A 14,713-nucleotide genomic window follows, 5' to 3' on the forward strand; every position below is an offset into this window, starting at 1 on the left:
GCGATTGACCGCAGCAACGGGTTGTACGCCACTGGTGGTCGACGCGTAACTTGTGAGTGCAATCATTTTCTGCCAGCCTGTGCCGTCAGCTCCGCGTCCGGCGGCTGCAAGAATTCAGTTCCTCCAGGAGTCGCAGGAAACCATGTCAACCATCGATCGCCGCACCCTGATCAGAAACACCGTGGTGGCCGCCGCCGCGCTTGCCACGCCGTTGGCCGCAATGAGCGCGGCTCAGGCGATGAGCGCGACGGAATACCGCAAGCACGATGCGCTGGCGCTGGCCAAACTGGTTCGATCGGGTCAGATCACACCGCGCGAGCTGCTGGAGATCGCGATCGCGCGCGCCGAGGCGGTCAATCCCTCGCTCAACTGCATCGTCGAGAAGCTCTACGAGCGTGCCCGGGAAAGCGTCGCGGCAGGCCTGCCCGCGGGACCCTTCGCCGGCGTGCCGTTCCTGCTCAAGGATCTGGGCATGGCACTGGCGGGAACGGTGACCACCAATGGTTCGCGTTTCTACAGGGACGCGGTCATGGATTACACCAGCACCGTCGTCGAGCGCTACCAGAAAGCCGGACTGGTGATTTTCGGCAAGACCGCGAGTCCCGAGTTCGGCGGCACACCCTGCACCGAGTCGATCCTGTTTGGTGATACGCGCAATCCCTGGAATCTGAAATATACGCCGGGTGGCTCCTCGGGCGGTTCGGCCGCCGCGGTTGCCGCAGGCGTCCTGCCGCTCGCGAACGCCACCGATGGTGGCGGGTCGATTCGCATTCCCGCCTCGTGTTGCGGTCTGTTCGGCATGAAGCCCAGCCGCGGACGGGTGCCGCACGGCCCCAAAGAACTCTCATCGACGATGAGCGTGATCCACGCGGTTTCGCGCAGCGTACGCGACAGCGCCGCACTGCTGGATGCGGTCTGTGGACCGGAACCGGGTCAAACCCTGATCGCGCCGGCCATCGTCGGCAGCTACCTGGAGTTTGCAGGTCGCGCGCCGGCGGCGCTGCGTATCGGGATGATCGGTACACCCGTCACGCACAGCCCGGTCGATCCCGAATGCCGCAAGGCCGCCGCGAATGCAGCCAGGCTGTGCGAGCAACTGGGGCACCACGTGGAGGAAATCGAGCTGCCACTGGATCCGCGCGTGTTCTTTGCGGCCTACGGCCCGATCATGGCTGCCGGCCTCGTGGAACGCGTCAGCAGCAGGGAGCGCGAACTCGGGCGCACGGTGACCGAGAACGACCTGGAGCCGATCATCTGGCAACGCTATCAGGCGGCGCGCTCGAACACCGCCGAGCAACTTCACGCTGCGTTAGTTGGTGTCGAGAGCATCGCGCGGGACATCGCGCTGCTGCAGCAGAACCACGATGTGCTGCTGTCGCCCACGTTGGCCGCGCCGCCGGTGCAGGTCGGCAGGATGAGCCTGAACCAGCCCAACGAATCGTACGAGAAGGAAGTGATCAGCGCTTCGGCCTTCACCATGCTCTACAACGCAACCGGTCAACCCGCGATGTCGGTGCCACTGCACTGGACACCCGAGGGGCTGCCGGTCGGAGTGATGTTCGCGGGCCGCTATGGCGAGGAGCATGTCCTGTTCCAGCTGGCCGGCCAACTCGAACAGGCAAGTCCCTGGTTCGACAAGCATGCGCCCGGCTGATTGCCGGGGAGGGAACGATCGAGCCCAATCCATGGGCGCGATGTTCAGGTCGTCAGCAGTTGGCGCAGCACCATCTGCAGGATACCGCCATGGCGGAAGTACTCCACCTCGGCCGGGGCATCGATCCTGACGATTGCATCGAATGTTGTCTGTGTCCCGTCTTGCCGGGTGACGGCTACCCTGGCGACCTGCCCCGGCTCGATACCCTCAGCGAGGCCGGTGATCGTGAACGTCTCGCTGCCGTTCAACGCCAGCGACTTCGCCGAGTAGCCATCCTTGAATTGCAACGGCACCACGCCCATGCACACCAGGTTGCTGCGGTGAATGCGTTCGTAGCTCCCGGCGATGATCGCCTTGATGCCCAGCAGTGCCGAGCCCTTGGCGGCCCAGTCGCGCGAACTGCCCGAGCCGTATTCGCGCCCGGCAATCACCACCAGCGGCGTGCCCTCGTTCTGGTAGCGCATCGCGGCGTCGTAGATGCTCATCTTCTCGCCGCTGGGCACATGCACCGTCCACGGCCCTTCGGTGCCGGGAACCATCTCGTTGTGCAGGCGAATGTTGGCAAACGTGCCGCGCATCATGATTTCGTGGTTACCGCGCCGCGAGCCGTAACTGTTGAACCCGGCACGCTGCACGCCATGCTCGACCAGGTACTTGCCGGCGGGTGAATCGGCGCCGATCGCACCGGCCGGCGAGATGTGATCAGTGGTGATCGAGTCGCCCAGCACGGCCAGCGCCCGGGCGTCTTCGATATCGGCCAGCGCTGCCGGTTCGCCTGCAAAATCGATGAAGAATGGCGGCTCGCGGACATAGGTCGAATCCGCCGCCCACTCGAACAGGGTGCCGGTAGGCGCCGGCATGCTCTTCCACTTGTCGTCGCCCTCGAAAATACGACCGTATTCCGCATCGAACTGTTCCGAGGCCACCGATGAGGCAACCAGCGCTTCGACTTCCGCGGCGCTCGGCCAGACATCCTTCAGGAACACCGGTTTGCCGTTCTGGTCCTGGCCCAAAGGGTCTTTGGACAAGTCGCACAGTACCGTGCCGGTGAGCGCGCAGGCGACCACCAGCGGCGGTGAGGCCAGATAACTGGCTTTCACCTGGGCGTGGATGCGGCCCTCATAGTTGCGATTACCCGACAGCACCGCGGCCACTGCCAAGTCGTTGTCGGTGACAGTCCTGGCCACTTCTTCCGGCAAAGGGCCGGAATTGCCGATACAGGTGGTGCAGCCGTAACCCACCAGGTTGAAGCCCAGCTGTTCCAGATACGGCATCAGACCGGCCTTGTTCAGATAGTCAGTGACGACGCGCGAACCCGGCGCCAGCGAGGTCTTCACCCACGGCCGCGATCGCAGGCCGGCTTCGACCGCCTTTTTCGCCAGCAAACCCGCGGCGATCATCACCGAAGGGTTCGAGGTGTTGGTACAGCTGGTGATCGCGGCGATGACCACGGAGCCATGGGTCAGCGCCGTGGCGGCGTCAGGCTCGCGCAATCGCTCCGGTGGTGCTTGCAGAACATTGGCCGCTTCGGTGTCGCTTTCGTTGTCGAGTCGGGAAATGAGTTTGGGAATTGGTGCGGCTGCGGCGCCGCTGATGCCGGACTTGAACGACTGTGCGACACCGGCCAGCGTGACACGGTCCTGCGGCCGTTTCGGGCCGGCCATGCTCGGTTCGATCCTGCTCAGATCCAGGTCGAGTACCTCGCTGAAGTCCGGTTCGGCGTCGTCGTCGGTCCGGAACAGGCCTTGTTCGCGGGTGTAGCGCTCGACCCGCTCGACGCTTGCGCCGCGCCCGGTCAGTTGCAGGTACTTCAGGGTGTTGGCATCGACCGGGAACAGCGTCGCTGTGGCGCCGCCCTCGGGCGACATGTTCGACAAGGTCGCGCGGTCGGCAATGGAGAGGCTGCTCAAACCCGGGCCGAAGAACTCGACGAACTTGCCGACGACACCGTGCGCCCTGAGCATCTGCGTCAAGGTCAGCACGAGGTCGGTCGCGGTGGTGCCCGGTGGCAGTTGCCCGCGTGTGCGCACGCCCACCACGACGGGCTTGGGCAGGAACATCGGCTGGCCGAGCATTGCCGCTTCGGCCTCGATGCCGCCGACTCCCCAGCCCAGCACGCCGAGACCATTGATCATCGGCGTGTGCGAATCGGTGCCGACGAGCGTGTCGGGAAAGAGCCAGCCGTCGCGCTCGATGACGACATGGCCGAGGTGTTCGAGGTTGACCTGATGGCAGATGCCCATGCCGGGTGGCACCACGCGAAAACCCTCGAAGGCCTGCTGCGCCCAGTTGAGCAGCGCATAGCGTTCGCGGTTGCGCTTGTATTCCCATTCGAGGTTGATGGCGTAGGCATCGTTGTTGCCGAAACGATCGACCTGCACCGAGTGGTCGATCACGAGGTCGACCGGGACGAACGGGTTGACGCGCTTCGGGTCGCCGCCAGCGCGAGCCACCGCGCTGCGCATTGCGGCCAGGTCGACCACGGCCGGCACACCGGTGAAGTCCTGCATCAGCACCCGCGCCGGCATGAACGCGAGCGACGCAGCGCCACCATTCGGCCAGCGCGCCAGAGATTCGACGTCGGCCTGCGACACGTCACGACCGCCGGCGCGGCGCGCGATGTTCTCGAGCAGGATCTTGACCGTGTGCGGCAAGCGTGCGACGTCGGCGCCGGTCTGCGCGGCCAGCCGGTCAAGGCTCATGTAGCGAGCACTTCCCGACGTCGTTTTCAGTGTTGCGATGCTGTCGAGCGTATTCATGGCGGGATCCGTTGTCGACGTTCAGATACAGGTCATTCTGCGCTCATGAAACGGCCCTGTCTCTTCCTCTTCGCGCACGCGGCCCTGCGTGTTCGCCGCGCTCGCCGGGTGCTGCCCGCCCCAGCAACAGCTGGCGCAACACGACGGCATCGTTGTGTACCTCGTCGCGGGCGGAAAAGACCAGGGTGACCGGGCCCTTGCGCGCCAGCTCACGCAGCTGCGCCAGCAGTTGCGGATGTTCGCGCACCTCTTGTGCGTAGCGCACCTGAAACTCGGCCCAGCGTGCCGGATCGTGACCGAACCACTTCCTCAACCCGGTGCTCGGGGCCAGTTCCTTCAGCCACAGATCCAGCGCCGCGGCGTCCTTGCCCACCCCGCGCGGCCAGAGCCGATCGACGAGCACCCGGGTGCCGTCCTGCGCGCTGGCCGGCTCGTAGGCACGCTTGAGTTTGATGTTGCCAGCGGCGATTCGCGTGCTCACCGATTCACTCCGGGATGACGTAACGCAGGCAGCGCACAATGGCTTCAGGCCGGCTGAGCGCCCGGTTGTTTGGCCGCCACCTGATTCATCGTGTCGAGTGCGAGGTTGGAGTGAGCATAAGCCGCGCCCGCACGCATTTCGGCGGCGACCCAGATTGCCTCCATCACTTCCTGCTGCGTCGCACCCTTGCGCAAGGCGCTCGCGGTATGGCCGCGAATGCAATACGGACATTGGGTGACATGAGCGACCGCGATGGCGATCAATTCCTTCGTCTTGCCAGGCAGTGCGCCATCGGCGAAAACGGCTTCGCCGAAAGCCTTGAATGCCGCCGCCGCAGCAGGCGCTAGCTGCTGGCGCTGTTGATACAGCTCTCTCGATGCTTCGGGGTATATGTGCTTGTCCATGAAACGCTCCTTGCCGGACGGTAGGAAGAGCTGTGGTGAGGCTCAGGCGCTTGCGGCCAGCGCGCGCTCAAACGCGAGTTCGCAGTGCAGGCCTTCCCTGATAGACGTAGAGCCAATCAAGAATAATCGGAACATGCGGGATACCTTACTCGACGGTACCTGATGAGGCAAGGCAACAAGACGCGCGCAGAAAGACGTACACGGTTTGGAGAGAGGACTCTCGTTTAAAGTGACTTGACCCGCTCTCACGAAATGCCCATCATCGGTTTTCCACCAGCTCAGCGATTGTCCATTCAGCCCCCAATATGGGGCGAGTCGCGCAACGTCAGCGGAGCCACCGTGTCGGATTCAGTCAACCAGAGTATCCAGCCCGATGATTTCGATCCAGAGGAGACTCATGAATGGATCGAGTCGATTGATTCCGTGCTGCGTGTACATGGCGCGGAGCGTGCGCAGTTCCTCCTCAACCACATGGTCGATCACGCACGGCGCTCCGGTGCCTATCTGCCGTTTCGTCCCAATACCGCCTACCTGAACACGATTCCGCTCTGGCTGCAGCCCGAGTATCCCGGTGATCGCGCCATCGAGCGGCGGATCGAGGCCTATCTGCGCTGGAATGCGATGGCCATGGTTGTGCAGGCCAATCGACGGAGCACCGAATATGGTGGCCACATTGCAACCTATGCCTCGGCAACCACCCTGTATGAGGTTGGTTTCAATCACTTCTGGCGGGCGGCCAATGCCGAGGGTGGTGGTGACCTGATCTACATACAGGGCCATTCTTCACCCGGAATCTATGCCCGTGCCTATCTCGAAGGCCGGCTGAGCGAAGAGCAGCTCGACCATTTCCGACAGGAAGTTACCGGCAAGGGCCAGGGGCTTTCTTCCTATCCACATCCCTGGCTGATGCCGGACTTCTGGCAGTTCCCGACCGTGTCGATGGGTCTGGGCCCGATGATGGGCATCTATCAGGCCCGCTTCATGAAGTATCTGGAGCATCGCGGCCTGGTCGATACCAGTGGACGCAAGGTGTGGTGTTTTCTCGGCGATGGCGAGATGGACGAGCCCGAGGCGATGGGCGCGATCACGATGCCGGTACGCGAGAAACTCGACAACCTGATCTTCGTGATCAACTGCAACCTGCAGCGTCTCGATGGTCCGGTGCGGGGTAGCGGCAAGATCATCCAGGAACTCGAAGCAGCGTTTCGCGGTGCCGGCTGGGCGGTCATCAAGGTGCTGTGGGGCTCGCGCTGGGATCCGCTGCTGGCGGAAGACCATCGCGGCTTTTTGCGTCGACGCATGGAAGAAGCCGTGGACGGCGAATACCAGAATTTCAAGGCGGAGGGCGGCGCCTATACGCGCGAGCACTTTTTCAGCAAATATCCCGAGTTGAAGGCCATGGTTGCCCACATGACGGATGACGAGATCTGGCGCCTCAATCGCGGCGGTCTCGATGCGGTCAAGGTGTATGCCGCTTATGCGCGCGCCATCAAGCAGGACGGTCGCCCGGTGGTGATTCTGGCGAAGACCACCAAGGGCTATGGTCTGGGTGGGGCGGGCGAAGGACGCATGACGGCGCACCAGACCAAGAAACTCGACATCGATGACCTGAAGGCGCTGCGCGACCGTTTCCATCTCCCGATTTCGGACGCCGATATCGACAAGCTTCCGTTCTACCGGCCGGCACCGGACAGCGAGGAGATGCGCTATCTGCAGGAGCGTCGCAAACAGCTCGGTGGCTATATCCCGGCGCGCAAGGGCAGGATCGATCCGCTCATCGTGCCCGGGCTCGATCTGTTCAAGACCCAGCTCGAAGGCAGTGGGGACCGCGCCGCATCGACCACAATGGTCTTCGTCCGCCTGCTCAGCAGCCTGTTGCGCGATCCGGTCATCGGCCAGTATGTCGTGCCGATCGTACCCGACGAAGCACGTACCTTCGGCATGGAAGGCCTGTTCCGGCAGATCGGCATCTATTCCTCGGTAGGGCAACTCTATACGCCGCAGGATTCCGAGCAGCTCATGTACTACCGCGAAGACAAGGAGGGACAGATCCTTCAGGAGGGCATCAACGAAGCCGGTGCCTTCTGCTCGTGGCTCGCGGCGGCAACGGCCTATGCGAATCATGGCGTGTACATGATTCCGTTCTACATCTACTATTCGATGTTCGGTTTCCAGCGCATCGGCGATTTCATCTGGGCGGCGGGCGACATGCAGGCCAAGGGCTTCCTGCTTGGCGCGACCGCAGGGCGCACCACGCTCGCCGGTGAAGGTCTGCAGCACCAGGACGGGCACAGCCATCTGGCCGCATCCACTATCCCCAACTGTGTGGCGTACGATCCGGCTTACGGCTACGAGCTCGCGGTGATCATCCAGGATGGCATGAGGCGGATGTACGAGGAGCAGGAGCGAGTCTTCTACTACATCACCGTCATGAACGAAAACTACCCGCAGCCTGCGCTGCCCGAGGGCGTTGGGGAAGGCATCCTGCGCGGCATGTACCGGCTGCGCAGTGGAGCCCGGAAAAAGCTCCAGGTGCAGTTGATGGGTTCCGGCACCATCCTGCGGGAGGTGATCGCCGCAGCCGAGATGCTCGAGAAAGACTTCCAGGTGTCCTCCGATGTCTGGAGCGTGACCAGTTTCAGTGAATTGCGGCGCGATGGAATCGATTGCGAGCGCTGGAACATGCTGCATCCCGCAGAGACTCCGCGGCAGTCCTTTGTAGCAGGCAATCTGGCCATGACGGCTGGACCCTGCATAGCGGCCACCGATTATATGCGCATCGTTGCCGACCAGATCCGGCCGTGGATTCCCGGTCGCTATGTGGTGCTCGGTACGGACGGCTTTGGCCGCAGTGATTGCCGGTCGGCGCTGCGCGACTTCTTCGAGGTGGATTCCAGTTATATCGTGATCGCTGCGCTCAAGGCGCTTGCCGACGAAGGCAGTATCGATACGGCCACAGTCGTGAAAGCGATTGCGACGCTCGGCATCGATCCGGCCAAACCGAATCCTGTGACTGTCTGATTTTCCCGGCTCGAGAGTGAATCATGGCACGACGTGAGATCAGAGTCCCGGATCTCGGCGACTTCAAGAGCGTCGAGATCGTAGAACTCGTGGTCAAACCGGGCGATCAGGTGCGTGCCGAGCAGACGCTGATCGTGCTGGAGACCGACAAGGCCGCAATGGAAGTTCCGTCGCCGGTTGCCGGTACGCTCCTCGAGTTGAAAGTTGCCCAGGGTGACCGTGTGTCCACCGGTGACCTGATCGCGTTTCTGGAGGCGGACGAGACCGCAGCCGAGGCGCCGGCGGAGAAAGCCGCGGCCCCCGCTGCCGTGCAGACGGAAGCGCCCGCAGTGCCGCCGCCAGCGCGTCCTGCGCCGGAGCGGCCGGCATCCGCACCGGTCTTGCCGCCGATCGATGAGCCCGGTTTCGCACGTGCCCATGCCAGTCCTTCGGTACGCAAATTTGCCCGCGAACTCGGCGTCGATCTCGGTCAGGTCAAAGGCTCCGGGCAGAAGGGGCGGGCGCTGCTCGACGACGTCAAGCTGTTCGTGAAGTCGGTGCTGAGCGGTGCGATCAGCACGGGCCCGACGCTGGCGAAGGTTCCGGTGGTGGACTTTGCGAAGTTTGGCCCGGTCGAAGTCAGGCCGCTGTCACGGGTACGCAAGATCTCCGGTCCACGGCTGCAGGCGGCATGGCTCAACATTCCGCATGTCACGCAGCAGGATGAAGCCGACATCACCGCACTCGAGGAGTTGCGCAAGGCGCTCAAGAAAAAGGCCACGGCGGCGGGTGTCAAGCTCACACCGCTGGCCTTCTTCATCCGTGCAGCCGTACTGGCGCTGAAGGAATTTCCGGACTGCAATAGTTCGCTGACCGAAGACGGCAGCGGCCTGGTGCACAAGAAATACTGGCACATCGGCTTTGCCGCGGATACGCCGCAGGGTCTGGTGGTGCCGGTGATCCGCGATGCCGACCAGAAAGACCTCTTCACCATCGCGCGCGAGCTTGGCACACAGAGTGAAAAGGCACGTAACGGCAAGCTCGCGGCGAACGAGATGCAGGGCGCTACCTTCACGATATCAAGCCTGGGCGGTATCGGCGGTACGCACTTCAGTCCGATCATCAATGCGCCGGAGGTGGCGATCCTCGGCGTCGGGCGTGCGAGCGTCAAACCGGTCTGGGCGAATGACAGGGTCGTGCCGCGTCTGCTGTTGCCGCTGTCGCTGGCCTACGATCATCGTGTCATCGACGGCGCGACGGGTGCCCGTTTCTCGACCTTCCTCGTCGGTCTGCTGGGCGACGTGGGTCGCCTGCTGGTGGATTGAGCGGCAATGGCAGTGATCGAGGTCAAGGTTCCCGATCTCGGCGACGTCAAGGACGTCGAGATCATCGAGGTGCATGTTGCAGTCGGCGACACCGTCAAGGCGGAAGGCACGCTGATCACCATCGAAACCGACAAGGCCGTGATGGAAGTGCCATCGAGTGCCGCTGGCGTTGTCAAGGAACTGCTGGTGCACCAGGGCGACCGGGTCTCGGAACGGCAACTGATCCTCAGGCTGGAAGGCGAGGCGGCCGTGCCAGCCAGCGCGCCGGCCAGCACCCCGCCGACTCCTCCTTCCGCTCCCTCCGGCAGCAGCATGAACCCGGCGCCCGCCGCGCCAACACCCCGCGCAGAGGAGATACCGGATAGCGTTGCGACTTACAGTGGCCCGGTCGATCTCGAAGCCGACCTGCTGGTACTTGGTGCCGGTCCGGGTGGTTACCCGGCCGCGTTCCGTGCCGCCGATCTCGGCCTCGAAGTCACGCTGGTCGAACGCTGGGCCACGCTCGGCGGCGTCTGCCTGAACGTCGGCTGTATCCCGTCAAAGGCGCTGCTGCATGCAGCAAAAGTCATCGACGACGTCGAAGGCATGGCCGACTGTGGGCTGCGCTTTGCGGAGCCGGAGATCGACCTGGCCGCGCTGCGCGCCTGGAAGGAACGCATCGTCCACAAACTCACCGACGGGCTGGCGACGCTGGCCAAACAGCGCAACGTCGATATCGTGCGCGGTACCGGCAGCTTCCTGTCGCCGCACCATCTGGAAGTCATCGATGGCGAGCAGCGCACGGTCATCGCCTTCCGCCAGTGCATCATCGCGGCGGGTTCCGAGTGCGTGCGTCTGCCGGGATTCCCGGAGGATCCGCGCATCATCGATTCCACCGGTGCGCTGGACCTGCGCAGCGTACCGACGACCATGCTGGTTGTCGGTGGCGGGATAATCGGGCTGGAAATGGCGAGCGTCTACAGCGCACTCGGTACAAAAATATCGGTGGTCGAGCTCACCGACAGCCTCATGCCCGGCTGTGATCCGGATCTGGTGCGCCCGCTGCAGCGGCGTATCGCCAAGCGTTATGCACAGATCATGACCGGCACGAAGGTCACCAGGATCGTGCCGGTAGCCGAAGGGCTGCAGGTCAGCTTTGAAGGCAGGACATCAGCGACTGAAACCTATGATCAGGTATTGATGGCGGTGGGCCGTACGCCGAACGGCAAGCGCCTGTCAGCGGAAAGGGCCGGGATCGTGGTGGATCAGCGCGGCTTCATACCGGTCGACAAGCAGATGCGGACCAATCTGCCGCATATCTTCGCGGTCGGTGATATCGTCGGCCAGCCGATGCTGGCGCACAAGGCCAATCACGAGGGCCGGGTGGCAGCTGAAGTGGCTGCGGGCCACAAGGCCGCGTTCGATGCGCGGGTCATCCCCTCGGTAGCCTATACCGATCCGGAAATCGCCTGGGCGGGCATGACGGAAACCGAAGCGAAGGCCGCGGGTATCGACTATGGCAAGGGCCAGTTTCCCTGGGCTGCCAGCGGCCGGGCGCTTGGCTTCAATCGCGATGAGGGTATGACCAAGCTGCTGTTCGACACCAAGACGCGCCGGGTGATCGGTGCCGGCATCGTCGGTCCGCATGCCGGGGACCTCATTTCCGAAGTCGCGCTGGCTATCGAGATGGGCTGTGATGCCGCCGATATCGGGCTCACCATCCATCCGCACCCGACGCTGTCGGAAACCGTTGCCTTCGCGGCAGAGGCCTTCGAAGGTACGCTGGTCGATCTGTATCTGCCGAAGAAGAAGTAATCCGCTGGGGTACCGGGGGTCAGGCTCCGCCTGGAGACGATGGGCCGGTCCGTAAGGGCCAACTGCCGGAGCCCGTCCGCCAGGCGCTGTAGTTCAGCCCTGCGCCTTGTAGCGCTCGAGCAGCAGTTTCACACGCTTCACATAGGTTTGGGTTTCCGCGAACGGTGGCACCCCCCGGTATTTGTCGACATTGGCGGGGCCTGCATTGTAGGCGGCGGTGGCGAGCGTGACATCGCCATGGTATTGATCGAGCAGTAGTGCCAGGTATTTCACGCCGCCCTGGATATTCTGTTGCACGGCGCCGGGGTCGCTGACGCCCATGTCGCTGGCGGTTCCTGGCATCAACTGCATCAGACCCATCGCGCCCTTGGGCGAGCGGGCATTGGGATTGAATCCGGACTCCGCGTGGATCACCGCGCGGATCAGTGCCGGATCGATGCCGTTTGCCTTGGCCGCGATGCTGATCGGTGTGGTGTATTCCTGCGTGAACAGGCGCGTGGCGCTCCAGTCGATCCTGGAATTCGGATTGCAGGCGTAGCAGGAAAATTCCATGACCTCGTAATGCTGGCTGGCCGGCACCTTGTCGGTGAATGCCGGTATTCCGTTGGCCTGCCGGTAAGTGAAGACCCGGTAAAGCGGGGCGCTGTCGTCGACATTGCCAAAACTGTTGCTTTTCCCGGATTCGCCAGCCAGGGCGCTCTTCGCCAGTATTGCGCACAGGAACACGAGTCCCACGCGCTGGCGCCGGAGTGCATGTATCGGTGACCTGGCTTCGATCATGGCATGGAACGTCGCTTTGGTGGCTACAGCATACGCAACACCAAGCGTAGTTCAAGTTAGGCCGCTGTGGCGCGAGATGGTGCACAATCGCGTGCCTGGGCTCCGCGGTCTGCGATCATGAAGCCCACGCCGCTCGGCAACGGCAGATTCACAGGGTTGTGAAACTGCTCTGGGCCGCTTCATGGCATTCCTCCAGCTGATTCGATCGATCTGTGCTCAGCGTGGATCAAACGCGATGCGCATTTCCTTGAACCCGTCCATGAACAGCGAGCGTGCCTGGCGTGGTGCCGCGAGCAGGCGGATATTCGCCAGGCGACGGGCGATTTCCTCCAGCATGATCTCGAGATTGAGCCGTGCCTGGTGCACACCGATGCAGTAATGCGGACCCTGTCCGAATGTCCGGTAATGCCTGCGGGTGTTTGCGGGATTACGCGTGATATCGAAGCGCGCGGGGTCCGCGAACAACGCGGCATCACGGTTCGGTGCGCCGAGCACACAGACCATCTTGTCACCCCGGCGGATGTTTTCACCGGCGAATTCCATGTCGCGGGTGGCGGTGCGACGCAGGTAGACCACGGTATTGCAGAAACGCAGGATCTCCTCGACGGCCGCCGGCACCAACGCCGGATCCTGCTGCAGCAGGCGGTACTGCTCCGGGTGCAGGATGAACTGGTGTATGCCGAGCGCGAGGGTGTTGCGCGTGGTCTCCATGCCGCCGACGATCAGGTTGTTGAAGAAGCGTCCGAACTCGCGATCGCCGAGCGCCTGTCCGTTGATCCTGGCCGCCAGCACTTCCATCGTCATGCTGTCACGTGGATGCAGACGGTGATCGGCAGCGAGCCGCGCGCCGAATTCGATCAGTTGCATCGAGGCCTGGAAACCGGCAGCACGATTCTCGGCAAATTCGGGATCGTCGGCGAGTGCGAGCGTGTTGGTCAGGTCGACCACGTAACGGTAATCCTGTTCCTGCACCCCGAGCAGCTTGTACATCACCTGCATCGGCAATTGCATCGCCACCTCGCTGATGAATTCGCATTCGCCGCGCCCGATCACCTGGTCGATGATGTCGCTCGCGATGCGACGCATCGCCGGCTTGCGCGCCTTTAGCGCATTCAGCCGGAATGCATAATCGACCAGCGAGCGGTACTTGCGATGCTCGGGCGGATCCATGAAGGTCATGCTCTGCTGCTGTTCGACCAATGCCGCGGGCGGAAAATCATCGAGCAGCGGCCCCTCGCGGTTGCTGAACAGCTTTGGTGTCTTCAGCACGTGGTCGATATCGGCCTGCTGCAGCACCAGCCAGTGACCGCCGGTGGCAAAGTCGTCACTTTCCCAGACGAGGCGCGCGCTGTCGCGCAACTCGTCGATGGACGCGCGCGGCGTGCCGTGAGTGAAGTTGGCGAAATCCAGCAGCGGGCGAGCCGGGCAGCGATTCATCGATGGATCCTCTGTGTTTTTCATGGGGTGCAGTGCCAAGCTTAGCGCAGCTGCACACACATCTGTTGGTCAGCCCATGGCGCGGGTAAACTGCGGGCGTTGGAGCATACGGCCCAGGGGAGATCACGATGAGCGCAGCACACGATGAGGGCGTCGATCGAGAGCATGCCGGCGGATGGTCACGACGCGATTTTGTGGCAATGTCCGTGGCAGCGGGGCTGGCGAGTATGGCGCCCGGCGTTACGGCCGCGGAGACACTCGAGAAGGAGTTCAGCGTAAGCACGCCCGACGGTGCCAGCGATGCCGTGTATTTTTGCCCCGCGGGTGGCCCCACGGTTCCAGGCGTGCTGCTGTGGAGCGATGCCTTCGGCCTGCGTCCGGCGATGCGCGCGATCGGGCGTCGGCTCGCGGGCGCGGGTTACGCGGTGCTGGTGCCGAACCCGTATTACCGCAATGCGCAGGCGCCGGTGCTCGATACCGCGACCTTCAACTTCCGGGATCCGGCGGATCGTGCTCGGCTGAAGACGTATATGGATCCGCTGATGGCCGTGGGCGCCGCGGAGCGAGATGCGGCTGCCTATGCAGCGTTCCTCGATGCGCAACCGCAGGTCGACCGTGGCCGCAAGCTTGCCGCATTCGGCTATTGCATGGGCGGTGGCTTGACGTTTCGCAGCCTTGCCGCGCTGCCCGCGCGCTTTGGCGCGGGGGCGTCCTTTCATGGCGGCGGGCTGGTCACCGATCCGCCCGACAGTCCGCACCTGCTGATACCGCAAATGGACGCGCAGCTGTATATCGCTATCGCGGCGAACGATGACGCGGCGCAGCCCGAAGCCAAGGACGTACTGCGTGCAGCCTTCGACGCCGCCGGTCTGAACGCGGAAATCGAGGTCTACCCCGGTACCCTGCACGGCTGGTGCGTGCCGGATATGCCCGCGTCACAGGGGCAGCCGATCTACAGCCAGCCCGATGCGGAGCGCGCCTGGGCGAAGCTGCTGGCCTTGTACGGCGCGAGCCAGGCCTGAGCCTGAACTCGCGGCGGGGCTTCCTGCCCAGCCACCGGGCCGCAAAGGGGTCGTGCT

The 14,713-nt window shown here is 63.4% G+C and carries 10 protein-coding genes; 5 read left to right on the forward strand and 5 right to left on the reverse strand.

Annotated elements, in window-relative coordinates; all coding sequences use genetic code 11:
* Positions 1–142 precede the first annotated feature (142 nt).
* Positions 143–1,654 carry an amidase gene (locus tag IPF49_14890; GenBank protein MBK6288893.1) on the forward strand — a complete coding sequence of 504 codons (1,512 nt, stop codon included), beginning with the start codon at positions 143–145 and terminating at the stop codon, positions 1,652–1,654.
* A gap of 44 nt (positions 1,655–1,698) precedes the next feature.
* On the opposite strand, the gene acnA is transcribed toward IPF49_14890, so the two are convergent.
* Genes acnA through IPF49_14905 form a run of 3 tightly spaced genes read right to left on the reverse strand, consistent with a single transcriptional unit; the run spans position 1,699 to position 5,298 of the window.
* Entirely contained in the window at positions 1,699–4,413 is a 2,715-nt protein-coding gene (gene acnA, locus IPF49_14895) for an aconitate hydratase AcnA (protein ID MBK6288894.1), read from the reverse strand.
* 43 nt (positions 4,414–4,456) lie between these two features.
* Entirely contained in the window at positions 4,457–4,894 is a 438-nt protein-coding gene (locus tag IPF49_14900; protein ID MBK6288895.1) for a DUF488 domain-containing protein, read from the reverse strand.
* Between the two features lie 44 nt (positions 4,895–4,938).
* Complete coding sequence (locus tag IPF49_14905; GenBank protein ID MBK6288896.1) at positions 4,939–5,298, reverse strand: carboxymuconolactone decarboxylase family protein; 360 nt, start codon at positions 5,296–5,298, stop codon at positions 4,939–4,941.
* A 252-nt stretch (positions 5,299–5,550) separates the two neighbouring features.
* Between IPF49_14905 and aceE the strand changes: the two genes are divergently transcribed.
* From aceE to lpdA, 3 genes are read left to right on the forward strand one after another with little or no spacing between them, the layout of a single operon-like run.
* Positions 5,551–8,319, forward strand: coding sequence for a pyruvate dehydrogenase (acetyl-transferring), homodimeric type (gene aceE, locus IPF49_14910; GenBank protein MBK6288897.1), 2,769 nt, complete (start codon positions 5,551–5,553; stop codon positions 8,317–8,319).
* Positions 8,320–8,342: 23 nt separating this feature from the next.
* Positions 8,343–9,623, forward strand: coding sequence for a 2-oxo acid dehydrogenase subunit E2 (locus tag IPF49_14915; protein ID MBK6288898.1), 1,281 nt, complete (start codon positions 8,343–8,345; stop codon positions 9,621–9,623).
* A 6-nt stretch (positions 9,624–9,629) separates the two neighbouring features.
* The gene (gene lpdA / locus IPF49_14920) at positions 9,630–11,417 is read left to right on the forward strand and encodes a dihydrolipoyl dehydrogenase (protein ID MBK6288899.1); all 1,788 of its coding nucleotides are present in this window, start codon (positions 9,630–9,632) and stop codon (positions 11,415–11,417) included.
* Positions 11,418–11,510: 93 nt separating this feature from the next.
* Here lpdA and IPF49_14925 read toward each other — a convergent pair whose 3' ends face one another.
* Together IPF49_14925 and IPF49_14930 are read right to left on the reverse strand one after the other, a co-directional pair.
* On the reverse strand, positions 11,511–12,197 hold the full coding sequence (locus IPF49_14925; GenBank protein MBK6288900.1) for a lytic transglycosylase domain-containing protein: 687 nt from the start codon (positions 12,195–12,197) through the stop codon (positions 11,511–11,513).
* Between the two features lie 216 nt (positions 12,198–12,413).
* Entirely contained in the window at positions 12,414–13,634 is a 1,221-nt protein-coding gene (locus tag IPF49_14930; protein ID MBK6288901.1) for a cytochrome P450, read from the reverse strand.
* Between the two features lie 128 nt (positions 13,635–13,762).
* Here IPF49_14930 and IPF49_14935 point away from each other — a divergent pair, with 128 nt between their 5' ends.
* Positions 13,763–14,656, forward strand: coding sequence for a dienelactone hydrolase family protein (locus tag IPF49_14935; protein MBK6288902.1), 894 nt, complete (start codon positions 13,763–13,765; stop codon positions 14,654–14,656).
* Positions 14,657–14,713 lie beyond the last annotated feature (57 nt).

The sequence above is a fragment of the Gammaproteobacteria bacterium genome, assembly GCA_016705365.1.
Classification (GTDB): domain Bacteria; phylum Pseudomonadota; class Gammaproteobacteria; order Pseudomonadales; family UBA5518; genus UBA5518.

Bases quoted from the DNA above. Each gene is read 5' to 3' on its own strand.
- IPF49_14890 (MBK6288893.1), top strand. From the start codon at position 143: ATGTCAACCATCGATCGCCGCACCCTGATCAGAAACACCGTGGTGGCC.
- acnA (MBK6288894.1), bottom strand. From the start codon at position 4,413: ATGAATACGCTCGACAGCATCGCAACACTGAAAACGACGTCGGGAAGT.
- IPF49_14905 (MBK6288896.1), bottom strand. From the start codon at position 5,298: ATGGACAAGCACATATACCCCGAAGCATCGAGAGAGCTGTATCAACAG.
- aceE (MBK6288897.1), top strand. From the start codon at position 5,551: ATGCCCATCATCGGTTTTCCACCAGCTCAGCGATTGTCCATTCAGCCC.
- IPF49_14915 (MBK6288898.1), top strand. From the start codon at position 8,343: ATGGCACGACGTGAGATCAGAGTCCCGGATCTCGGCGACTTCAAGAGC.
- lpdA (MBK6288899.1), top strand. From the start codon at position 9,630: ATGGCAGTGATCGAGGTCAAGGTTCCCGATCTCGGCGACGTCAAGGAC.
- IPF49_14925 (MBK6288900.1), bottom strand. From the start codon at position 12,197: ATGATCGAAGCCAGGTCACCGATACATGCACTCCGGCGCCAGCGCGTG.
- IPF49_14930 (MBK6288901.1), bottom strand. From the start codon at position 13,634: ATGAATCGCTGCCCGGCTCGCCCGCTGCTGGATTTCGCCAACTTCACT.
- IPF49_14935 (MBK6288902.1), top strand. From the start codon at position 13,763: ATGAGCGCAGCACACGATGAGGGCGTCGATCGAGAGCATGCCGGCGGA.